Below are 20,149 nucleotides of genomic sequence, written 5' to 3' on the forward strand. Positions count from 1 at the left end.
TGCTTAGGTCTTGGTGCTTGTGCGGTCTGCGCTTTGCCCATGCTTTTCCCATTGCGCTTGTGGCCGCGCAGCCCACTCTCTTGAGGATGTTCGACTTTGAGCAAATCTACGCAGCCATCCCCAAATACCTTCCGCTGATTGTCACGACTACCGTTGTCGTTGTCGCACTTCGATTAATTCAATGGCTCTGGTTGGGGCGTAAGTTTGATGCTTTTTCGGACCGTAAGATTATCCCGCAAGTTTTGATGCTTTTGTTTAGTCTGGTGGGGGTCGTGTTTGTCGTCTTATCGCTACCGGTGAGTGATACCTTACGAGCTCAAATACTTAGTTTAATGGGGCTTGTGATGACGGGGGTCATGGCTCTGTCGTCGACGACTTTTGTCGCAAATGCTTTTGCTGGTTCCATGCTGCGCCTCACCCGTAGTTTTCGTGTCGGTGATTATATTAGAATTGGAACGCAAGGGGGGCGAGTGACTGAGCGTGGCATCTTTCATACCGAGATTCAGACGGAAGATCGCGACCTGACGACGTTTCCCAATTTATTTTTAGTGACCAATGCAGTTACCGTGGTGCGCACCTCTGGTACCATAGTATCGGCAACGATTTCATTGGGCTATGACCTGGCGCATGCTCGAGTCGAAGAACTCTTGATTGAGGCTGCTAAGCAGGTTGAGTTGGAAGACCCTTATGTGCATGTGTTGGAACTCGGTGACTTCTCGGTAACTTACAAAGTGTGTGGTTTTCTTTCGGATATTAAGGTGATGTTGACCACACGTTCCCGTTTAAAGAAATCGATCTTAGATACCTTGCACGCTGCTAATATTGAGATCGTTTCGCCCACCTTTATGAATCAGCGTCCACAAAAAGAGGGCGTGGTGTTTATTCCCAGAGCTTGCACGCAGGCCGATTCGGTTTCGCCGGTCGACTTGAAGACTGCTGAAGAGCTCGCCTTTGATAAGGCCGATGATGCTGAGGCAGAAGCATTGATGAATGGTGAACCCATCGGCGAAGACGACGGTGATTCAGTTGCTGGCAAAAGCGCGAAGTAGAGTGCTTATTTAGGTGGTATTCGTTGTTGACGGATGCAATCTGGTGTTAAATATTTAATACCAAGATGTCGACGAAGCAGAAAGACCGTGTATTTTTTGAAGTGCTCGCGAAGCTCAATCGTTACATTGAGGCGAATATCAAGACTGAGGGCTTTTTGCCTTCGGAGAGTAAGATGTGTGAGTTGTTTGAGGTCAGCCGAGTTACTTATCGTTCTGCAGTGGCCGCGTTTCGCACAAATGGATTCATCGTGAGTTACCCCAAGAAAGGGCACTACGTGCTACCACGTCAATATTGGGCGAAGAAGGTCGGGGTGGTTCTCGGGCATGGTAAAGAAAGCCCTTTTATCCAGCTTGGTGAGATACTAGGATCGCTTATTAATAATTTGGAATGCGATGGCATCAACGTGCAGATCATTCAGTCTAGTCTGCCTGAGAATTTAAGGTGGCGCGCGATGGCACACGGTGTGCGAGCCTTAGCTTGGGTCTATCCCAGCGATGAAGTTCGTTCTGTGATCCAGCAAGCTTCCGGCCCCTTGCCGTATTCAGAATTGCTGATTGATACGCAGTATTTATCGTCAGCAATCGGTATTGAGCAGCCCACGCCCGTCATCGCGATCGATGGCGATGATTATAATTCGCGGAAAATACATTTTATCCATGCGCGAGGACATCGGAAAGTCGCCTTCATTAGCTCTACCCAGGCAGAATCTCAACGCTTGAGTCGAATCATTGGTAAACTGGCTCTGGAATTTGAGGGCATGCATATATTTCTTCAGCAGAGTGATTCGCTGCTTGAAATTATCAAGTTAGCTCAACGACAAGCGGTCACTGCAATCGTTGCTACTGGTAACCTCCATGAGCAAGAGCAGTTGATTCGGTCTTTAAACGCTTTGGATGTGGCGGGAAGCCTGGAGGTGTTTCTTCCCAATGAGCATATCTTGAAATATTTTCAGCAGCAATATCCCAGCTTGGGCATATCTGGCTATTCTTTTATCGACTGGAAGCAATTTGGAGAGACTGCAGCGGAGGCGTTGTCTGCCAATATTTTATCAGGCAAGCCGATTCAGTCGCGTTTGGTGCGCTCTTACCACGATTGTATATTGGATTGAAAATAAAAATCATATTTATGAATAGATACCCCCATATCCTACCTCTGCCTATACTCGAACACGGGCAAATTATCTCACCAGACGGCTGTGATCTGCGATCACTCTGCACTGTTAGCAAGGAGGGCATTTAACATGTGCGCTGAACTCACTGCGATTGAATCAATGCCCGATCCATTTGAACTCTCGCGCGAATGGAGAGCTCTCTGGATACAGCCACCGCTGAGGCCGAAAAGTTTACAGACCGGAGAGGTGTTGCCGGAGCGATGTCTCTTTCGCGAGGAATTTTGTCTCTATCAAATTGATCAGCTGACTTTATTTATCAGTGCAGGGTGTGGCTACGAGCTCTATATTAATGGCGTACTGGTTCCGCAGGCTTCTAAAGCCTCTCAGTTTACTTGGAAAAATTACGATGCCATAGATGTGGCTCCGTATCTGAAGTCTGGGCAGAATTGTTTCGCAGTCGTATTGCAGCGAGATCGTCATGAGCCTATGGGCTTGGTTCTCGAATTGCTGAATGCAGAGGGGGAGCTGGTGCTGTGGACGGACGGAGAGTGGCGCACCACCGCGAATGAAATGTTTAATCAGGATTGGCAGTTTGTAGGCTTTAACGATCGCCATTGGGAGCGGGCGATTTCCTGAGATCCATGGTGCCAAATGCTTCGTGTCGTTGGAGAGCCGCCTGTGCACTTAGAATTCGAAGTCGCCGTGGTAGAACATAGTCTTGTTTTAGTATAAGTCCCTATCGACAGCGGCTTTTGCTGACGTTATGGCTGCTACTATGTGTCCTTCTTCTCGCAAGATTTCTAGGTTTTGGCAGCCGGATTTTCCGCTACAACCACGTCGTTGGCCATTCTTTTATGGCTGGATGATCGTAGTATTTGCCACGCTCGGAGTCTCGGCGAGTATGCCGGGGCAGACGGTGGGGGTGAGTGTGTTTACTGCACGTTTAGCAGAGGCCTTAGGATTGAGTGCGATGCAGTTGAGTGTGGCGTATATGCTGGGCACTTTGTTGAGCGCATTTGGGCTCAGTGCGGGTGGCCGCTTTTTCGACCGTTGCGGTGCACGGCGCTCGCTGGTGTATTCTGTGCTGGCTTTGGGCGTGGTGTTGCTGGGCTTGAGTTTTATGGAGCTGTTTTCGCGCTGGTTGAGCTATTTGCCTTTGATGGATGCACGACCTTGGCTGGCACCAGGCCTGGTGCTGGTGGTCGGCTTTGCGCTGTTGCGCTTCACGGGACAAGGAATGGTGACCATGTCTTCACGCGCGATGCTGGGGAAGTGGTTTAATCGGCGGCGTGGGGTCGTGACTGCCTGGAGCGGGGCTGTCGTTTCCTTTGCATTCTCGGGTGCGCCCATGGGCTTCGAATATTTGATTCGGCAACTTGGCTGGCAGGGTGCTTGGCAACTGATGGGCTTAGTTATGATTTGTGTGTTGGCGCTGCTGTTCTGGATTTTTGCCCGGGATAATCCAGAGGAGTGTGGACTTGAAATGGATGGCGATTATGTCGGTAAAGTGCAGCGAGAGAATCTAGATTCTGTCATCTACCGCGATTATACGCTAGCGGAAGCGCGGCGCACCTTTTCCTTTTGGGCGTTCACTGCAATGTTTGGGTTGAACGGCTTAGTGGTCACGGCCTATGCCTTTCATATCATAGCGGTGGGAGAGGAGCTGGGGGTGTCGACCGATTATATCCTAAGGCTGTTTATGCCAGCTGCGATCGTCGCCGTGGTTTCGGGCTTTGCTGTCGCATGGCTCACGGATCAGCCTTTTGTGCGGATCAAGTATCTGCTGTGCGTCATGGCGGTGTCGGCTATGCTTGGTTTTTGTGCGCTGGCAATGGGAGATTATCCGTCGATTAGTTGGCTGCACATCCTGGGGCAAGGTGTTGCGGGCGGGTGTTTTGGGGGCTTGTCTTCGATCGTGTATCCGCGCTTTTTTGGGCGGCAACATTTAGGCGCGATCTCTGGGCTGTTTATGACGGTGATTGTGATGTCAAGTGCGGTGGGGCCGTTTCTGTTTAGCTTGGTGGAGCTGTATCTTGGCGCCTATCGAGCGGGCTTTGCCTTTGCGGCAATCGCGGCGGGCGTGATTGCGGTGGCTGCTTTAGCTGCGGACAATCCACAGCGCCGAAGCAGAACCGACGCGCTTTAGTCGTTAGTAGGAGCGACGCGCTTCAGCCGTCGTTAGTGGGAGTGACGCGCTTCAGCCGTAGTCAGTGGGTCGTTCTTCAAAAGCCATGCCTACGCGGCGACGGCTAAAGCTCGTCGTTCCTGTCGCCTTCTCGTTACGCTTCGTCGCGTAACCATGGGCGGCTGTTGACTTGCTGGATCTTGCCGCGGGAGAGCTCTAGCCACATTTCGAGAGCTTGATTTCGGGTGATGCCACTCATGAAGCGCGGCGCGTCATCCACTTCGTCGAGATTTTCAAAAGTCACAACTCCGCTGGGATAGACCGAAAGCGACCATCCGCTGTGATCGTGTATGAGTGACACATCAGGATGCTCGGCTTCATCCGCATCGCGTGCGTCCAGGCTGTCGAGCAGCTCGCGCATTTTATCGATACTTGGATTCAGCTCAGATATGCCGTCGGCGTCTGTTGTATGATAGAGTTCCATTTGAGTGTATTTGCCTAATAACTACAAATCGAGATAGAGCACTTTGGAGTTTCGGCCATTTTTTGTGTAATCCTCCCGCCGTTCGTCGGGGAGATCAGTCAGGTCGCCTTCGGTGAATGCACAGACCTTGGAAAAGAACTTGTTTGCTTGAGTTGTCATCGCGATCACACGTTTGGCGCCGCGTGCTTTAGCTTCGGCACAGGCAAATTCGACCATCTTACGGCCTACGCCTTTGTTCTGGTAGAAGGGTTGCACATAAACGCTGCCGACTTCGATGACGTCGCCGCCGTCGTAGCTCTTTAAATTGACGCAACCGACGATGCTGCCGTCGATTTCATACACTAGGTAGCTGTGGATGGAGGCTTCGATGGACTCCAGTGAGCGTTCACGTAGGCTTTCGGAGCGGACGCCGTTGCGCGTGATGTTAAAGATCGAGTGCGCGTCGGCTTCGACGGCACGGCGAATGGATTGATACTCGTTGCTGTAAACCATGGTGCCGATGCCCACTTTGTCGAATATCTCGTTGAGCAGCGCGCCGAAGAGGCGGCCGTCGAGGATGTGCGCCCGTGGGGTGCCGGCATTGATGGCCTTGACGGCGTGTTGCACCTTGCTGCGTAGGCGCTCGGGAATTTTCTCGGCAGCGGTTTCGAGTAGCGTTTCGAGATCGGCGACCGGGAGATTCGTCAAGGGCTTCTCGTCGATTTTGAGCCCTTCTTGAGTCGTCATGTAGATCAGCTTCGAGGCACTGAGCTTGGAGGCGAGCTCGGAGGCCAGCAAGTCGGAGTTGATCCGTAGCGGAGTGCCGTCGCGGCTGAAGGCGATCGGGGTGATGACGGGAATCGTGTCGGCATCCAATAGCTTGTTAAATAAGACCACGTCGAGTTTGTCGACCGCGCCGCTGTTAAGTTGGTCGACGCCTTTAACGATGCCAATCTCCTTGCTCCTTACGCCGTTGCAAGTGGCGCAGCGCAAGCCGTTGCGAGTGAGCCCCTGTATGACTTGCAGGCTGACGATGGCGGCGGCTTCAGTCGCGAGCTCCAGTGTGGCGGTGTCGGTCTTGAGCTCGCCATGTGGGTCGCTGATCGCGGTGTGTTTTTGGCTGGCGAGCGCTTTGAGCTGTTCGCCGATGCCATGTACGAGCACCACCTTGATGTTGAGCGAGCGGAGCACTGCGATGTCGAGCAACACATTCTGGAAGTTTTCATGCGCGACTAGACTGCCGTCCAGTGCTAGCACGAAGACGTGATCGCGAAACATGGGTACGTATTTCAGGATTCCACGCAAATCGGTGGGCTTAATGGTGTTCTCGTGAGTATCCGTGGTGTTCATTGAATGGGGGCGATTGTGAGCAAGCTCTATGAGCTTGCAAGGCACATGTTTTGAAGTTGATCGTGTAGGGGCTTCACTAGTGAAGACCGCCGAAGCTCAGAGCCGAACTGCTGCGGTCTTCATCACTGAGGCCCCTACGCATGAGTAAAGACCTCTTAGATCAAATCCCCGTCGCCTTCACAGAACCGCTTGAGAGCTTTTTGGCGTGGTTAGAGTTGGAGCGTGGACTTTCGGCAAATACCTTGTCGGCCTACACGAGAGATCTGGTGCAGTGTGTAGAGTTTTTGGTAGAGGCGGGCGTGGCGGATTGGCAGCAAGTGGCGTCTGCCGATGTGGCGGCATGGACAGCGAGTTTGAGTCGGGCCGGTTTTGCGCGTAGTAGTCAGGCGCGAAAGCTTTCGGCCTTGCGGATGCTGGCGAAGCATCTGGTGCGTGAGAATGTGCGCAAGGATGATGTGACCGAATTGCTTGGCTCGCCTAAGCTCTCGCGTGACTTGCCGGATGTGCTGACGCGGGAGGAAGTCGAGCGCCTGCTGAATGCGCCCTCGGCTGTGAGCCCGCATGGTTTGCGCGACCGTGCGATTTTGGAGCTTTTCTATAGTAGCGGACTGCGTGTTTCCGAGCTGTGTGGGATATTGTTGCAGAGCATTAATTTGGATGAAGGCTATGTGCGGGTGTTTGGTAAAGGCTCCAAGGAGCGCATCGCGCCCATTGGCAGTGCGGCAGTTCAGGCGGTGCGAGACTATTTGGTGGGCGGGCGACCGCACCTAGTAAAAGCGCGCACCGGAAGTGAGGTGTTTCTGAGTCAACAGGGCCGAGCCATTTCGCGAAAAATGGTCTGGGTGTTGGTTAAGGAGCACGCAAAGCGGGCAGGCATTAAGAAGCCGATCAAGCCGCACTTGTTACGGCATTCTTTTGCGACACATTTGCTGGAAGGGGGAGCTGACTTGCGTGTGATTCAAGAAATGCTTGGGCATGCGGATATATCGACCACCCAGATCTACACTTCGGTGCAATCGCAGCGACTGGTCGATGAGCATGCGCTCTATCATCCACGTGCGAAAAAGTAAATCGCTAAGCGGTGCTCACAGCAGGTAGGGGAGGCCGAAGAGGAGGAAAAGGAAAAGAGCTGTGGCGAAGGCGAAGATTAAGAGGCAGCCGATTTTGGCGCGTTGGATTTCGCTCTGTGTTTTGGGCTTGTAGCTGCTCTCTATGTCGAGGGCCGGGGGGGCGAGTTCTGCGTCGTTGGGTTGCCGGGGCTCAGTTGTGGGCTCAGTTGTGGGCTCTGACTGTGTGCTCGTTGTGGCGGGTGGCGGGCTACTTGCTGGTGGGGGCGACTGTTTTTTTGAGGGCTCCGGGCTTGGCTCGCCCTCTGTGGTGGGGCTGAGCTCCGCAATTTTTGCGTTGAGCCAGTCCAGGTGCTTCTGGAGTTGTTCGCGCTGTTGTTTGAGCTCTTCGAGTGTTATGGCCATCGGATTTGCGTCGGACGTTTAGGATGCTCGCCGAGAGCGGGCGGGTCGAACTCTTTTTTAAGCTAAAGCCCATGGGTGGGTCTTGGGGCTGCTACGAGCTATAACAAAAAATCCCGCACCTGATGCAGGTGCGGGATTTTTGAAAATGCTGTGTGTGCGTCTTAAGCGACAGCTTCTTCGACTACATTGATGGTGCGGTGAAGCTTGTCAAAAGCAACACGACCGTCTTTGAGGGCGAAGAGGGTGTGATCGCGGCCCATTCCGACATTTGCGCCGGGGTGGAAGCGTGTGCCACGCTGGCGGATGATGATGTTGCCCGCAACGACGACTTCGCCGCCGAATTTTTTAACGCCGAGGCGCTTTGCGTTGCTGTCGCGACCGTTACGTGAAGTTCCTTGTCCTTTTTTATGTGACATCGTTCAGTATCTCCTGAGTGGTTGAAAATTATCCGTTGATGGATTCGACTTTGATAACAGAAAGGTGCTGACGGTGACCGCGGCGCTTTTTGTAGCCTTGGCGACGCTTCTTTTTGAAGACGACGACCTTCTTGTCCTTTTTGTTTTCGAGAATGGTTACCTTGACGGATGCTCCTTCGATAAGAGGAGCGCCGAAGCGTGCGTCTGCACCTTCACCGATCATGAGGACTTCGTTGATGTCAACAGAGTCGCCTGCTTCCGTTCCTGGGAAGGAGTTTACTTTGAGGACATCGCCTTCTGTTACGGTGAATTGGCGACCTTGTGTTTTGATAGTGGCTTTCATGGGAAAAGGGGCGAGCAAATCGTGCTGGGCTACGAAATCAAGACGTTTTTTCGTCTATTTTAGCAAATCTAGTCGATAATGATCTTGGAGGGGTCGTAATCGACTTGTGGATAGCTCAGTCGCATATCCTCCAAGCAGCTCACAACGATGCGTGCCACGAGTAGGTTGCGCGCCCATTTTTTGTTGGCTGGTATGATAAACCAGGGCGCGTGCGGGGTGCTGGTCTTGGCAAAGACTTCTTCGTAGGCGGCGACGTATTCCCCCCATCTGCTGCGAGCCACGAGATCGGATTGGTCGAATTTCCAGTTTTTGGCTGGAGTGTCGAGGCGCTCTTGCAGGCGTTGCTTTTGGGTGTCGCGATCGATATGGAGAAAGAATTTGAGAATGACGGTATCTTCGTCTGCGAGTAGTTGTTCGAAGTCGTTGATATGGCGGTAGCGCTTTCTCCAGACACTCTCGGGCTTGAGTTTGTTGACGCGCACGGCCAATACGTCTTCGTAGTGGCTACGGTCGAAAATCATAATTTCGCCTTTTGCGGGTGCGCGCTTGTGCACGCGCCATAGATAGTCGTGTGCGAGCTCCCGAGAGGAGGGCTTTTCAAAGCTAGCGACGTGGACGCCCTGCGGATTGACGCCGCGAAATACGTGACGAATGGTGCCGTTCTTGCCACTGGTATCCATTCCCTGGAGCACGAAGAGCAGTTTTTTGCGGCGATCGACGAAGAAGCGTTGCTGTAGCTCAGACAGGCGTAAGTGCAGGGCGCTTAGCTCTTTTTTAGCTTCGCTCTTGCTGCTGGGCAGATCGTTCCATGGATCTGAAGACACTTTTGATATCTCATGGTTTTGAGTTTTGGTGATGCGGTAGGCGTCGAAGTCGCTAAGTTTCATTGTTGGCTAGTGAGTGTTGCTTGGTCGTTAAGGTCAATGGTGGATCATTTGCGTACGTAAACCATTACGATTTCGCCGTCGCGTGAGTAGAGCAGGCCTTTAAACTCACGGCCTGGCTCGCGGTAATAGTTGATAAAGGAATCGTAGAATTCGTCTGGGATATAGGCGGTGATTGTGCCGCCGCTTTCGCCTTGGTAGGCGGTTTCAAGGATGACGGATCGAAAGGTCTCGGGACTCGCGGTGTCGCTGGGGCGCACCGAGGCGATGTGCACGGTGACTTCTGTGTCGAGGTATTGATCGATATCGGCCGTGTAGAATTCGACAGTGAAAGCGGGTGGGGGGGGATCTTCGGTGATGATCATGTGGCTGAAGCCAGCCAAGGTATTGGCAGTGATGCCGGGAATCTGCACCAGCGACTCGATGCTCTGGATGGGGCGGGCAGCCATGATCCGGGCGGCGTAGGCTTTCCCGATGCCGGGTAGTTCCTGAAGTTCTTCACTGGTGGCGGTGTTGATATTAATGCGATCTTTGAGTGGCAGGCCACCCAGACTTGGGCCACTGCCTGCGGAAAACTCGGTGCCTGCATCTGCTTCGCTGCTGCTATGGAGTGCTTCCAGGCCGGACATTTGCATGGAGCCGGTGGCGAGTGCCCAGATGCCATCCTCTTCGCGTTGTGCCTCTCGTTCGTTGTTTTTTAGGCGACTGAGAAAGGTGCGGGGGGTGAGGCCGCCGGGCCAGCGATCTTTGGTGGGCATGCCGTAGAGGCGTGCCAAGCCTGCTCGAATGAGCTCGAGCGAGAGATCCTTATCACCTTTTTGCACCAGTGCGTAATAGCGCTTGTTGCGACTGCTTCCGCGGGCGTCCTCCCATTTGGTGATGACGGTAAATTCGCCCCTCAGGAAATTCTTGGTGAAGGTGCTGGCCAACTTACCAGTCTCGGTCACGGATTCTTCGGGAATGGAAAAGTAGCGAGCTTGCGCGCGCACCCGATCGATATAAGTTTCGGAAGTCTCGGGAGCGTCTACGTAGTAGAGGCGGAAGGTGTATTGCTCATCGCCGTATTTAACTAGAAAACTGTCGCCGTCGTTAAAGGGTGCACTGACGAGCCGGCAGCCCCCCAGCACCTCCCAGGTACCTTCGACTTGATCCGCTGCTCGCGTGGTGAGAACCAGCGAGAAAATACATAGCAGTGTAATGAGCATCCGCATTCAGGGTGTTCTAAAGCGCTGAGGCGGGCTGGCAAGGCTGGGATTGTATCAGTTTTAATTTAGGTGGGCTTGCTATCGATCCGCTCAGGCGACTGTATTTCTATCCTATGTCGAATGAACTCACTTTAATTCAGCTGCGCAGGGCACTGGCTGACATTGCGCCATCTGCTTGCGCTTTTGAGCTGGCACTCGTGGGCGATCATTTGGAGGCACTTTCGGAGGCTGAACGGCTGTGGGTGAACGACTGGGGGGTGCATCGGCAGTGTGAGTTTTCGACGGGGCGCCGTTGTGCGCGAGATGTGCTGTCGGCACTCGAGGTGGACACGGGCGATTTATTGCCGGATGCCGACGGTATTCCGCAATGGCCCGAGGGGGTGGTTGGCTGTATTTCGCACAGTCGGGGGCTTGCGATGGCGATCGCGTCGCGAGGGGGCGCTCCGTTTGTTCTGGGGTTGGACCTTGAAAAGACGAATCGACTGAGTGAGGCCGCCATGAAGAAAGTGGTGCATCCGATGGAGGAGAGTTTTGTGAGCGGTGATCAGGTCAGGGCGAGCGTCCTGTTTAGTTTGAAGGAAGCTTTTTATAAGGCGCAGTTCCCGCATTGGCGCATCCGTGGGAATTTTCAGGATATGGGGCTGGAGGTCGATCTCGCGTCAGGTGTGGCTAAGGTCTCGCAGCTAGATGTACGCTTTGCTCCGGAGTTGAGGCAGCTGCGGTTTAGTTTTCGCTTGGTCGATGACTATGTGGTCAGTCTGTGTTGGAGTTAGAGGTTGGGAGTTGTAGTGGGCGGCACTGTGGCTGGCTTTGGTCACAAAGGAGCGCTTGCGCTTAGCTTGTTTTGCACCAGCTCCCAGATCTCGTCTTGTAGGGACTGGATGCTTTGGCTGCCGTCGAGCACATGGAAGCGTTGAGGTTCGGCGGCGGCGAGTGCTAGGTAGCCTTGGCGGACGGCTTGAAAGAACTCGATGGCTTCTTGCTCCATGCGGTCGAGCTGCCCATCGCTGCGCTTGTGCACCCGAGCGAGGCCGATCTCGGGGGGCAGGTCGATGAGTAGGGTTAGGTCGGGGCGGGTGCTGCCGATCGCGAATTGATTAATGTTATCGACTTTCACGGAATCAATCGCGCGGGCTACGCCTTGGTAGACCGTTGTCGAATCTAGGAAACGATCGCAGAGCACGATTTGGCCGGCGGTGATCGCAGGTGCGATTAGTTGACGTACGTGTTGGGCGCGACTGGCGGCAAATAGTAGCAGTTCCGCCTCGGGCGACATGCCCTCGCCGGCTGCGTCGTGCTGGAGTAGGTGGCGGATCGCTTCGCCGAGTGAGGTGCCGCCGGGCTCACGAGTCTGGACGACTGTGTGGCCTGCTGCGCTGAGGCGTTGCTGCAGCGCGGCGATTTGAGTGGATTTGCCACAGCCTTCGCCGCCTTCGAATGTAATAAATAGCCCCGCCATTTACCAAGTAGCTATAAACTCTGCCAAGTCGTCGAGTGAGGGGCTCACTGCGGTGCGCACGTAGAAGCCGGAAGTGGCGACTGCGACGGTGAGTGCCGCTTCGGGAGATAGCCCGATAAGGCGTGCGGTGACGAAGCCGGAGTTAAAATGGTCGCCGGCGCCAGTGGTGATTTTAGGCTTTTCGCAGTAGGGACCCGCGGCGTAGGCGGTGCCTTCGGCGGTGGCGCAGGCCGCATCGGCGACGGGATGGATGACGACCGTGTCGAGCTTGAGCTTTTCGCGGATGCGAGCGGCCATCGTCTGGAGGTTTTCCGGTGTATTGGGCAGGGGGGAGAAGCCGAGCAGCGCGTCGACTTGTTCTGCCTCGCGTAAGTTGAGGCCGAGGATGACTTTGCCAAAGGCTTCAAACTTAGAAAAGACGCTGAGCACTTCCAGCAGGTCGGCTTCGGAGCGCTTTTCGGGATCGGCGAGGTCGAAGAAAAAGGTGCGTGCTTTATCCTGGGAGCAGGCAGGCAGCACTTTTTCGAGGAAGCTATTGAAGACGTCGGTGAGGAAGGGAATCATCGTCCAGTTGACCATGGCGATTAGGTCGGACTCGTTGAATACCTGAATCAGTTGCGCTTCGCCGGGCAGTTCACACAAGCGTTCGTAGGTGATCTCATCCAGGCTGGCCATTGTGCCGAACATGATCTTGCCGTCGTTAAATTCTGCGGCGTGGGTGACGCCTGGATCGGCGATTGAAATCGCATGGGTCTTTTCGGCGAATTCATGGAAGACGTGGTGGATGGCGTCGCGCCCCAGGGCTCCCAAGTAGCGGACATCGAGGCCGTGTGCGGATTGGGCGTTGGCCATGATGGGGCCGTTGCCGCCGAGTTTTTCCACGATGGGCGCCATTTCGATATTGGCACTTTTACCCGCTGCGGAGCCGATACGATTGGCAAAGTCGGTGATGGTGGGGATGGCTTTAAACTGATCGCCGGGGCCGGAACGTTGATCGACGGGATGCACGATGACGTCGACAAAGCCGTCGATGCCAACGAGCGCTTTTTTTGAATGTGCGAGCGGGCTCTTTTCTTGGAGCTCCTCAAGAGTTTGGGTCTTGTATTCCATAAAGCGTAAGTGGGGATTGAGCGCGATTAGATAAGGAGCGATCTAGCTCGGGGCAAACTATTTTACTCACTATGAGTGAGGCGATTTGCATTATTGTATTTCTGCAATAGAGCCGAAGTCGGCGTCGAAGAGTCGCTTGTAGGTGCGAACTGCGAGACCGTCGGTGAGCCCCGCCGTATAGTCGCAGAGGCGGCGGTAGCGTCCGGCGGCATCGTTTTCGTGTTCTAGCAGCGCTTGCACGGAAGCTGGTAGTAGATTCAGGCCTTTGCTTTCGGGATGTGCACAATGTTCACAGAGTGCTGTGAATAGTTGATCCAATATATAACCACCTTTGAATTCGATCTGTTGTAGCTGAGTGGATTTAAATATGAGGTCGAGCGCGATCGATTTATAGAGTGCGCTTTCGGCTTTGACGGCAGGATCGATCACTAGGTCGAAGGCATGCCGATGGGTGCGCTCGCTGAGGAAGCCTGCGCGCGGACGCAGTGTGCAGGCATGCACAAAGGTGCCGACGCGACTGCCAAAGTAAGGTTCGTAGCCGTTGCTTTTTATTTTTTGGCAAAGCGTTTCCACCAGCTGCGATTGAGTGGCGTCGAGTGTTTGTTTTCCGGCCCATTCAGTTAGGCTGCCGACACTGATGTAACGGGCGTGAATGCCGTCTACGATATCGTGCAAGGAGTAGGCGGTGTCATCAGCCCAGTCCATGATTTGGCATTCGATGCTTTTAAATTGATTGAGTGCTTGGGGCGAGTTGAGCGCGTCGGGGGGCGTTTGTCCATCGAAGATCGCATCGCGCCACTGGGCTTGCTCATCGTAGATGAAGTGGTGCGCGGGTGCTTGGCCCGTTTGTTGGATCCAGTCACTTTGAGTGGCTTTATATTTCATGACTCCATCCAGAAACGCGCGTGTCGGGGCGATGCCTTTTGTGCGTCCCGGGCGTTCGTAGATGAGTTCGGTTAAGATGCGCAGTGTCTGTGCATTGCCTTCGAAGCCGCCGTGGGCGGACATGAGTTGGTTCAGCTTGCGCTCGCCAATGTGTCCAAAAGGCGGGTGCCCGAGGTCGTGTGCGAGGCAGATGGCTTCCGTTAGGTCGGCGTCGATGTGGAACTGTTCGTTGAGTAGGTCCGAGCGGGCGAGTAGATACTCGCAGATGGAGCGCCCCACTTTGGCGACCTCGATTGAGTGAGTCAGGCGCGTGCGGTAAAAATCGTATTCGCCGGATTGGAACACTTGTGTCTTGGACTGTAGTCGACGGAACGGGTAGGAGAAAATGATTCGATCACGCTCGATTTGGAAAGCGCTGCGATAGTCGCCTTCGGGAGAAGCTGTCTCAGGGAAGCGTTCTAGATCAAAGGAGGAATAGAATTTATTCTGCATGCGTTCGGATTTGTTTGTCTTATACAGTGAGCGCTATAGTTGTCTTAGCTCAATGATGAAATACCCCATTCGTTCAGGAATACTCGCAGCTGTGTTTGCGGGATTTGTTATCAACTCGCTATGCTCCCTTGCTTTAGAGGCTCGTATCGGCGAGCGGCGTGAATCCATTGAGAGCAGATTGTTTACCTCCGGCGGAATTGTCTACCGTGACGAGACCATTGAGAGCAGTCGCCGCAAGGGGATGCCATATTTAAAGTACTTTGACTATTTGCCCGGCTCTTCGGATGTGCGGCTGTATTTCAAAACGGCCGACGGGCGCCGCCCAACCTCTTCGGAACTCGACGACAAGCGGATGTCGAACGGGTGGGATTTGCATGTCGTCTATATCAATGGCAAGTCCGCGATTGAAGTGTATAAGCGTAGTGAGGGGATTACCGAGCATGAGTTTAATCATTTAATGGCCTTGCATGCCGGAGGTTCGTTTTGGAAACGGCTAAGTAAGGAGGACAAAGCGGAGGCGGTCAGTGCTTTCGGCTTTGAGATGGTGCGGGACGATGGTCGCGTGCGTGCTAAGAAAATCGGTGGCGACGCAGTGATGTTCGTCGATTCCGAAGTCGACGTCAGACTCGCTGAGTTGAATACCAGTGATCTGCAGGAAAAAGCGCCCGTCAGTGTGGAGGGGTTTTAGGGTAGGTCCTGTCGGGGGCGTGCAGTGGGATGTTTTCTGCAGAATGATCCTGGAGCAGAATGATTTTTCCCTATGTATACTGGGCGTGGCAGAGCTGATTCAGTCTTAGGGCATGAATAGACGTGCAAGCGGATTTCTCTTGTGGCCTCGGTTCTCTGAACCGGGGAGCGGCGGGATTGGTTCCGCTCAAGCGGGATCGCTTCGCGACCACCCTGCGGGTGTCCCATCTCCGCTCCCTTTGGTCGCTCCGTCGAACTTCGTTCTCATCCCTCGCACGCTACGCGTGTTGCTTGTTCGACTGCGTCGAATGGCGGAGAGAGAGGGATTGGTGCCTGCGGCATCGCTGCGCGACCGCCCGTGGCGTCCCATCTCCAGTCGCATTCGCTCCTTCCGTCGAACCCGATGGTTCGCATCTCCGCTCTCTTGCCGCACTTCAGCGACTTCGTCTTGAAATGGCGGAGAGAGAGGGATTCGAACCCCCGGAACCTTTCGGCTCAATAGTTTTCAAGACTACCGCATTCGGCCACTCTGCCATCTCTCCTTTTTGCCAAAGACTGACTTTTAGAGGATGCTCTCGGTTGAGTGCAAGCGGTAATTTGAATTTTAATTAATAAAACAAATTGCGGTCTAAGCTGCGATACTGAATTGCCTCGAGTAGGTGGGCGGTTTCGATGTGTTCACTGCCGGCTAAATCGGCAATGGTACGGGCGACTTTGAGGATGCGATCATAGGCACGCGCGGAGAGGCTGAGTTGTTCCATGGCTTGTTGCAATAAGTCGCCTTGCTCTTTGTTGATGGTGCAATGTTTGCGGATTTGTGAGTGCGACATGCGGGCATTGCAGCGGTCGGAGGCGAGTTGGGTCTCTTTAAATCGTTGATTTTGTATGCTGCGTGCGGCTTCGCAGCGGGCTCGCATGACGGCGGAGCTTTCGCCGGGCTTCGTGTTGCGCAGCTCTTCGATGCGTAGAGAGGGGGCCTCGATGTGGAGATCTATGCGGTCGAGTAGTGGGCCGCTGATCTTGGAGCGATAGCGTTGGATTTGGGGCACGCTGCAGCGACACTCGCGAGAGCTATCGCCGGTGTAACCACATGGGCATGGGTTCATCGCTGCGACTAACATTACGGAGCAGGGGAGGGTAATTTTGCCTGCGCTGCGTGAAATCGTGACTTTGCCGTCTTCGAGTGGCTGACGGAGTACTTCCAGTGCGGAGCGTTTAAATTCGGGCAATTCGTCGAGGAAAAGCACGCCGTTGTGGGCCAGTGAGATTTCGCCGGGGCCGGGGATTGAGCCGCCTCCGAGTAGGCCGACGTCGCTGATGGTGTGGTGCGGTGAGCGGAAGGGGCGTTGAAAGTAGCGATTTTCACTGGAGAGTGTGGTGCCGGCAGCGGACTGAATGCTGAGGATCTCAAGAAATTCATCGATCTGAGGCTGTGGCATGATGGTGGGGATGCGCTTGGCAATCATGCTTTTGCCGGAGCCCGGGCTGCCGATCATGAGCAGATTATGCCCTCCGCTGACGGCGATCTCGACTGCGCGGCGCACTGCATGCTGCCCTTTGACCTCGGAAAAGTCGATACGTTGGCTTTCGGGGGGTGTTTGAAAGAAGCTGCTTTGGTTCGTCGGTAGGGGCTTGATAATGTGCTCGTGGTTGAGGAAGCGCACCGCTTCGTCGAGGCTGCCGACGGGATAGATGGCGACGCCGTCGACCAGGGCGGCTTCGTCCGCCGATTCGGCGGGCACGATCAATCCGCGCTTGCCGAGGCGCTTGGCCAGCATGGCCATGGCCAGGGTGCCTTTGACGGGGCGGGTCTTACCGGAGAGGCTGAGCTCGCCGGCGATGAGGAAATTTTCCAGTTCCGCGTCTTCGCACTTTTTCATGGAGGCGAGGATTGCGAGAGCGATTGGCAGATCGTAGGCGGGCCCTTCTTTGCGTAGCCCTCCCGGAGCTAGGTTGATGGTGGTGCGCGTGGCCGGGGTGCGGAAACCGCTGTTCGCCATCGCGGATAGGACGCGGTCCTGCGATTCTTTGACCGCGGTGTCGGGTAATCCGACCAAAATGAATCGAGGGTCGCCGGCTTCGCCTGTGTTGACTTCGACTTGGACGGGGTGTGCGTCGACACCTACGAGCGCTGCTGACTGTGTGATTCCTAACATTGAGTGATCCCTTTCTGAGTGTGCATAGTGAACGCTTTTACACTAATGTCACTCTTTAAGTCGTCAGAGTATCTGTGCGTGCGAATTAAGGCTCGCCTGTTTAGGGTCGATGGACTTCTACTTCGGGCTATGAAAGTCGGCCTAACAGGAGGGATTGGTTGTGGCAAATCGACTGTAGTGGGGCTTTTCCGCGAGGCGGGCTGGCGTACCATTGAGTCGGACGCCGTTGTGCGTGAGTTGTTGGCAACAGATGCGGAAGTGCAGACGCAGTTACGTGCGCGCTGGGGAGATGCGGTCTTTTCGGAGGGCGCGGTGGATCGTCGGGCAGTGGCCGCCAGGGTTTTTGGTGATGAGGAAGCGCTCAAATGGTTGGAGGCGCTGCTGCATCCCTTGGTTCGAGCCCATTGGCAAACGGCTATAGAGCAGGCGCCTGAGGCATGCTGGTTGGTGGAGATTCCATTGCTATTTGAAAAAAGGCTTGAAACCCTCTTTGATTTAACTGTCTGTGTTGCAAGCCCTCCTGATGTGGTCAAAGACCGAATGGTTGCCAGAGGTTACACAGGGGCGGAGATCGCGCAGCGCCGTGAGCGGCAAATGCCTCTTGAGGAAAAAATGCAACGCGCGGATCATCTTATCTCCAACGCTGGAAGCCTTGAATTTTTGAAACGACAAACCACGAGATTAATAGAGCAGATCGCCACAGCTTAAGAGTGGACTGCTGTGACTCGCTCTTCCCCTCCCGAAAACTACTTACCAAGCGACGCGTTGAGCGTCCCATAGATAAACAGCCATGAGCTTTGACGAAGAAAACAACGACCTCCCCTTGGGAGATACATCCACTGCTGCGGACGCGGCTCCTCGTAAGCGAGCGACTAAAAAAGCGGCTAAGAAAGCTGCCAAGAAGGCCGCTAAAAAGGCAGCGAAGAAGGCGACTAAGAAGCGCGCGGCTAAAAAGAGCACAGCCCGTAAGGCCGTGGATGAAGCGCAGGCTGATATGTTTACCCCGGGGGAAATTACACCTCCGGTAGCTAAGACCGTGAGCGAGACTCCGAAGGCGGACTCGAAGCCCGACTCGAAGCCGGTTGCTAAAGAGGCATCAGAGGTGGCTGCGAAGTCTGCTGTTGAGTCGGCTCCTGCGTCTAAGCCAACTCCTGAGGCCGTTGCCGATGATGAGGTGACTTTTAGTTCCGATATTAAAATCGATCAATTTGAAGAGAAAGATGCACCGGATCCAGCTCATGCGCGTGAGCCACGGGAGAAACGTGAACCACGTGGAGGACGTGCGCCGCGGGAGAAGCGTGATCAGCAGGGCGGTCGCGATCACAAGAATCGTCAGTCGAATTCGCCAGAGTCCCGTGGCACTGATAATGGAGAGGGCACAAAGCAGCCGGCACAGCAGGGGCATTCCGGGCAAGCGCCGCGTCAGCCGCATCCTAATGATCGTCACAAGGGAGGCGCGAAGGGGAACAAGTTTAATAAGAACAATAACAACAAGCGCAATAAGCGTGGTAAAAATCGCTGGGATAAGAATAAGGGGCGTCGTGGCCGCGAAGAAGATACGCCGATCGAGTTTGGCGATTTGCTGGATTGGGAACTTTTGGCCAAGCGCGAAGATATTTTGGCCTTGGCGGATGAGTTGCGTTCCGGGGGCGGCGAGCCGCTCGATTACGTGCGCATCTATAATTTACAACTGCCTGAGCTGCGTGAGGAAGTCGCGGCGCTCGATATTAAGTTTTCGAATGCGCCGAATCGTGACCAGTTGATTAACGCGGTGGTTTCGCATGCCGGGGAGAAAAAGGCGGCGATTTTGACGACTGGCGTTTTGGAGTTGTTGGAAGATGAGGACGGTGGGCTGTTGGTTTACGAGCGTGATAGCTACCGTGTCAAAGCCTTGAGTGCCTATGTGCCGCAGGCTTTTATTGAGCACTATGGCCTTCAGCGGGGGCATATTGTCAAGGCCCAGCTGCAGCCGCATCGTGAGGGTGAGTCTTGCCCGGTCGTTGTGCGCATCGAGGAAGTCATGGGGCGGGACCCCGAGACGCTTAGTGAGATTGTGCCATTTACTGAGCGTGTGCCATACTATCCGACCTCACGTATCCTGATGGAGGCCGATTCGGAGGCGAAGTGGGATAATTTGTCGATGCGGGTCGTGGATTGCCTGACGCCGGTCGGTTTTGGGCAGCGTGGTTTGATTGTTGCGCCGCCGCGCACGGGTAAGACTGTGCTAATGCAGGGGATGGCAAATTCGATTCAGAAGAATTATCCGAATGCTCATTTGATCATCCTTTTGATAGATGAGCGTCCTGAAGAAGTGACAGATTTTCGCCGTCAAGTAAGCGGTGAGGTGATCAGTTCTACTTTTGATGAGGCGGCTGAGAGTCACGTGCATGCGGCTGAAATGGTGATCGAAAAGGCGCGGCGTATGGTCGAAGTGGGGGAGGATGTGATTATTTTGCTCGATTCCATTACACGTTTAGCGCGTGCCTATAACACGACCATGCCGAGTAGCGGCAAGATTCTATCCGGTGGTGTCGAGGCCAACGCCTTGCAGAAACCGAAGCGTTTCTTCGGTTCGGCACGTAATATTGAGGATGGCGGCAGCCTCACGATCATTGCCACTGCACTGGTGGAAACCGGGAGTAAGATGGATGAGGTGATCTTCGAAGAGTTTAAAGGTACGGGCAATATGGAGCTCCATCTGGATCGCGGTCTTTCTGACAAGCGGATCTTCCCAGCGCTGAGTATGGATAAAAGTGGCACCCGAAAGGAAGAGTTGCTCTACCACCCCGACGAAATGCTTAAAATTTATTCATTGCGCAGAGCGATGAAAGGCTTACCTTCCACGGATGCTATGGAAATGCTCATTCAACGCATCAAGAAAACCAATACCAATGCGGAGTTCTTGATGAGTGTTGCGCGTTAATTTTTATGGCTATTTTAT

General features: G+C 54.2%; 20 protein-coding genes and 1 tRNA gene. 9 read left to right on the forward strand and 12 right to left on the reverse strand.

Going from position 1 to position 20,149, the window contains the following annotated elements; genetic code table 11:
- Positions 1 to 86: 86 nt before the first annotated feature.
- The 4 genes from SH580_RS15450 (at position 87) to SH580_RS15465 (ending at position 4,307) form a co-directional block, all read left to right on the forward strand.
- Positions 87 to 1,049 (forward strand): mechanosensitive ion channel family protein, encoded by a 963-nt coding sequence (locus tag SH580_RS15450; protein ID WP_319831738.1) that lies wholly within the window; start codon positions 87 to 89, stop codon positions 1,047 to 1,049.
- Between the two features lie 65 nt (positions 1,050 to 1,114).
- Complete coding sequence (locus tag SH580_RS15455; RefSeq protein WP_319831739.1) at positions 1,115 to 2,158, forward strand: hypothetical protein; 1,044 nt, start codon at positions 1,115 to 1,117, stop codon at positions 2,156 to 2,158.
- 162 nt (positions 2,159 to 2,320) lie between these two features.
- The gene (locus tag SH580_RS15460; protein ID WP_319831740.1) at positions 2,321 to 2,797 is read left to right on the forward strand and encodes a hypothetical protein; all 477 of its coding nucleotides are present in this window, start codon (positions 2,321 to 2,323) and stop codon (positions 2,795 to 2,797) included.
- 139 nt (positions 2,798 to 2,936) lie between these two features.
- Positions 2,937 to 4,307, forward strand: a complete 1,371-nt coding sequence (locus tag SH580_RS15465) for an MFS transporter (protein WP_319831741.1) — start codon at positions 2,937 to 2,939, stop codon at positions 4,305 to 4,307.
- A gap of 133 nt (positions 4,308 to 4,440) precedes the next feature.
- On the opposite strand, the gene SH580_RS15470 is transcribed toward SH580_RS15465, so the two are convergent.
- Both SH580_RS15470 and argA read right to left on the reverse strand, forming a co-directional pair.
- Entirely contained in the window at positions 4,441 to 4,770 is a 330-nt protein-coding gene (locus tag SH580_RS15470; RefSeq protein WP_308947836.1) for a hypothetical protein, read from the reverse strand.
- A 21-nt stretch (positions 4,771 to 4,791) separates the two neighbouring features.
- Positions 4,792 to 6,099 carry an amino-acid N-acetyltransferase gene (gene argA, locus SH580_RS15475; RefSeq protein WP_319831742.1) on the reverse strand — a complete coding sequence of 436 codons (1,308 nt, stop codon included), beginning with the start codon at positions 6,097 to 6,099 and terminating at the stop codon, positions 4,792 to 4,794.
- 140 nt (positions 6,100 to 6,239) lie between these two features.
- Between argA and xerD the strand changes: the two genes are divergently transcribed.
- The gene (gene xerD / locus SH580_RS15480; protein ID WP_319831743.1) at positions 6,240 to 7,169 is read left to right on the forward strand and encodes a site-specific tyrosine recombinase XerD; all 930 of its coding nucleotides are present in this window, start codon (positions 6,240 to 6,242) and stop codon (positions 7,167 to 7,169) included.
- A gap of 15 nt (positions 7,170 to 7,184) precedes the next feature.
- Here the strand turns inward: xerD and SH580_RS15485 are convergent, their stop codons facing one another.
- The 5 genes from SH580_RS15485 to SH580_RS15505 all read right to left on the reverse strand — a co-directional run bounded on the left by SH580_RS15485 (position 7,185) and on the right by SH580_RS15505 (position 10,419).
- A complete protein-coding gene (locus SH580_RS15485) occupies positions 7,185 to 7,571 on the reverse strand; it encodes a hypothetical protein (protein ID WP_319831744.1) in 387 nt (128 codons plus the stop codon).
- 161 nt (positions 7,572 to 7,732) lie between these two features.
- Positions 7,733 to 7,987 carry a 50S ribosomal protein L27 gene (rpmA, locus tag SH580_RS15490; RefSeq protein ID WP_319831745.1) on the reverse strand — a complete coding sequence of 85 codons (255 nt, stop codon included), beginning with the start codon at positions 7,985 to 7,987 and terminating at the stop codon, positions 7,733 to 7,735.
- A gap of 28 nt (positions 7,988 to 8,015) precedes the next feature.
- The gene (gene rplU, locus SH580_RS15495; RefSeq protein WP_319831746.1) at positions 8,016 to 8,330 is read right to left on the reverse strand and encodes a 50S ribosomal protein L21; all 315 of its coding nucleotides are present in this window, start codon (positions 8,328 to 8,330) and stop codon (positions 8,016 to 8,018) included.
- Positions 8,331 to 8,398: 68 nt separating this feature from the next.
- Complete coding sequence (locus SH580_RS15500) at positions 8,399 to 9,217, reverse strand: PPK2 family polyphosphate kinase (RefSeq protein WP_319831747.1); 819 nt, start codon at positions 9,215 to 9,217, stop codon at positions 8,399 to 8,401.
- Between the two features lie 44 nt (positions 9,218 to 9,261).
- On the reverse strand, positions 9,262 to 10,419 hold the full coding sequence (locus SH580_RS15505; protein ID WP_319831748.1) for a helix-hairpin-helix domain-containing protein: 1,158 nt from the start codon (positions 10,417 to 10,419) through the stop codon (positions 9,262 to 9,264).
- Positions 10,420 to 10,532: 113 nt separating this feature from the next.
- Here SH580_RS15505 and SH580_RS15510 point away from each other — a divergent pair, with 113 nt between their 5' ends.
- Entirely contained in the window at positions 10,533 to 11,192 is a 660-nt protein-coding gene (locus tag SH580_RS15510; protein ID WP_319831749.1) for a 4'-phosphopantetheinyl transferase family protein, read from the forward strand.
- A 41-nt stretch (positions 11,193 to 11,233) separates the two neighbouring features.
- Here the strand turns inward: SH580_RS15510 and tmk are convergent, their stop codons facing one another.
- From tmk to dgt, 3 genes are all read right to left on the reverse strand, one after another.
- Positions 11,234 to 11,878: a dTMP kinase gene (tmk, locus tag SH580_RS15515; protein WP_319831750.1), complete on the reverse strand. Its 645-nt coding sequence runs from the start codon at positions 11,876 to 11,878 to the stop codon at positions 11,234 to 11,236.
- Entirely contained in the window at positions 11,879 to 12,988 is a 1,110-nt protein-coding gene (locus tag SH580_RS15520; RefSeq protein ID WP_319831751.1) for a PfkB family carbohydrate kinase, read from the reverse strand.
- A gap of 90 nt (positions 12,989 to 13,078) precedes the next feature.
- A complete protein-coding gene (gene dgt, locus SH580_RS15525) occupies positions 13,079 to 14,365 on the reverse strand; it encodes a dGTP triphosphohydrolase (RefSeq protein WP_319831752.1) in 1,287 nt (428 codons plus the stop codon).
- Between the two features lie 52 nt (positions 14,366 to 14,417).
- Between dgt and SH580_RS15530 the strand changes: the two genes are divergently transcribed.
- Positions 14,418 to 15,053, forward strand: a complete 636-nt coding sequence (locus SH580_RS15530; protein ID WP_319831753.1) for a hypothetical protein — start codon at positions 14,418 to 14,420, stop codon at positions 15,051 to 15,053.
- Positions 15,054 to 15,506: 453 nt separating this feature from the next.
- Here the strand turns inward: SH580_RS15530 and SH580_RS15535 are convergent.
- Positions 15,507 to 15,594: transfer RNA gene (locus SH580_RS15535), tRNA-Ser, on the reverse strand.
- Positions 15,595 to 15,660: 66 nt separating this feature from the next.
- Entirely contained in the window at positions 15,661 to 17,208 is a 1,548-nt protein-coding gene (locus SH580_RS15540; protein ID WP_319831754.1) for a YifB family Mg chelatase-like AAA ATPase, read from the reverse strand.
- 129 nt (positions 17,209 to 17,337) lie between these two features.
- On the opposite strand from SH580_RS15540, the gene coaE reads away from it, so the two are divergent.
- Together coaE and rho are read left to right on the forward strand one after the other, a co-directional pair.
- Positions 17,338 to 17,916, forward strand: coding sequence for a dephospho-CoA kinase (gene coaE / locus SH580_RS15545; protein ID WP_319831755.1), 579 nt, complete (start codon positions 17,338 to 17,340; stop codon positions 17,914 to 17,916).
- A gap of 82 nt (positions 17,917 to 17,998) precedes the next feature.
- On the forward strand, positions 17,999 to 20,131 hold the full coding sequence (gene rho / locus SH580_RS15550) for a transcription termination factor Rho (RefSeq protein ID WP_345786199.1): 2,133 nt from the start codon (positions 17,999 to 18,001) through the stop codon (positions 20,129 to 20,131).
- Positions 20,132 to 20,149: the final 18 nt, after the last annotated feature.

Origin of the sequence: Coraliomargarita algicola (assembly GCF_033878955.1) — a bacterium.
GTDB classification, from domain to species: Bacteria; Verrucomicrobiota; Verrucomicrobiia; order Opitutales; family Coraliomargaritaceae; genus Thalassobacterium; species Thalassobacterium algicola.

Excerpts from the sequence above, each read along its gene's own strand:
- SH580_RS15450 (WP_319831738.1), top strand. The coding sequence starts at position 87 with ATGTTCGACTTTGAGCAAATCTACGCAGCCATCCCCAAATACCTTCCG.
- SH580_RS15455 (WP_319831739.1), top strand. The coding sequence starts at position 1,115 with ATGTCGACGAAGCAGAAAGACCGTGTATTTTTTGAAGTGCTCGCGAAG.
- SH580_RS15460 (WP_319831740.1), top strand. The coding sequence starts at position 2,321 with ATGCCCGATCCATTTGAACTCTCGCGCGAATGGAGAGCTCTCTGGATA.
- SH580_RS15465 (WP_319831741.1), top strand. The coding sequence starts at position 2,937 with ATGTGTCCTTCTTCTCGCAAGATTTCTAGGTTTTGGCAGCCGGATTTT.
- SH580_RS15470 (WP_308947836.1), bottom strand. The coding sequence starts at position 4,770 with ATGGAACTCTATCATACAACAGACGCCGACGGCATATCTGAGCTGAAT.
- argA (WP_319831742.1), bottom strand. The coding sequence starts at position 6,099 with ATGAACACCACGGATACTCACGAGAACACCATTAAGCCCACCGATTTG.
- xerD (WP_319831743.1), top strand. The coding sequence starts at position 6,240 with ATGAGTAAAGACCTCTTAGATCAAATCCCCGTCGCCTTCACAGAACCG.
- SH580_RS15485 (WP_319831744.1), bottom strand. The coding sequence starts at position 7,571 with ATGGCCATAACACTCGAAGAGCTCAAACAACAGCGCGAACAACTCCAG.
- rpmA (WP_319831745.1), bottom strand. The coding sequence starts at position 7,987 with ATGTCACATAAAAAAGGACAAGGAACTTCACGTAACGGTCGCGACAGC.
- rplU (WP_319831746.1), bottom strand. The coding sequence starts at position 8,330 with ATGAAAGCCACTATCAAAACACAAGGTCGCCAATTCACCGTAACAGAA.
- SH580_RS15500 (WP_319831747.1), bottom strand. The coding sequence starts at position 9,217 with ATGAAACTTAGCGACTTCGACGCCTACCGCATCACCAAAACTCAAAAC.
- SH580_RS15505 (WP_319831748.1), bottom strand. The coding sequence starts at position 10,419 with ATGCTCATTACACTGCTATGTATTTTCTCGCTGGTTCTCACCACGCGA.
- SH580_RS15510 (WP_319831749.1), top strand. The coding sequence starts at position 10,533 with ATGTCGAATGAACTCACTTTAATTCAGCTGCGCAGGGCACTGGCTGAC.
- tmk (WP_319831750.1), bottom strand. The coding sequence starts at position 11,878 with ATGGCGGGGCTATTTATTACATTCGAAGGCGGCGAAGGCTGTGGCAAA.
- SH580_RS15520 (WP_319831751.1), bottom strand. The coding sequence starts at position 12,988 with ATGGAATACAAGACCCAAACTCTTGAGGAGCTCCAAGAAAAGAGCCCG.
- dgt (WP_319831752.1), bottom strand. The coding sequence starts at position 14,365 with ATGCAGAATAAATTCTATTCCTCCTTTGATCTAGAACGCTTCCCTGAG.
- SH580_RS15530 (WP_319831753.1), top strand. The coding sequence starts at position 14,418 with ATGATGAAATACCCCATTCGTTCAGGAATACTCGCAGCTGTGTTTGCG.
- SH580_RS15540 (WP_319831754.1), bottom strand. The coding sequence starts at position 17,208 with ATGTTAGGAATCACACAGTCAGCAGCGCTCGTAGGTGTCGACGCACAC.
- coaE (WP_319831755.1), top strand. The coding sequence starts at position 17,338 with ATGAAAGTCGGCCTAACAGGAGGGATTGGTTGTGGCAAATCGACTGTA.
- rho (WP_345786199.1), top strand. The coding sequence starts at position 17,999 with ATGAGCTTTGACGAAGAAAACAACGACCTCCCCTTGGGAGATACATCC.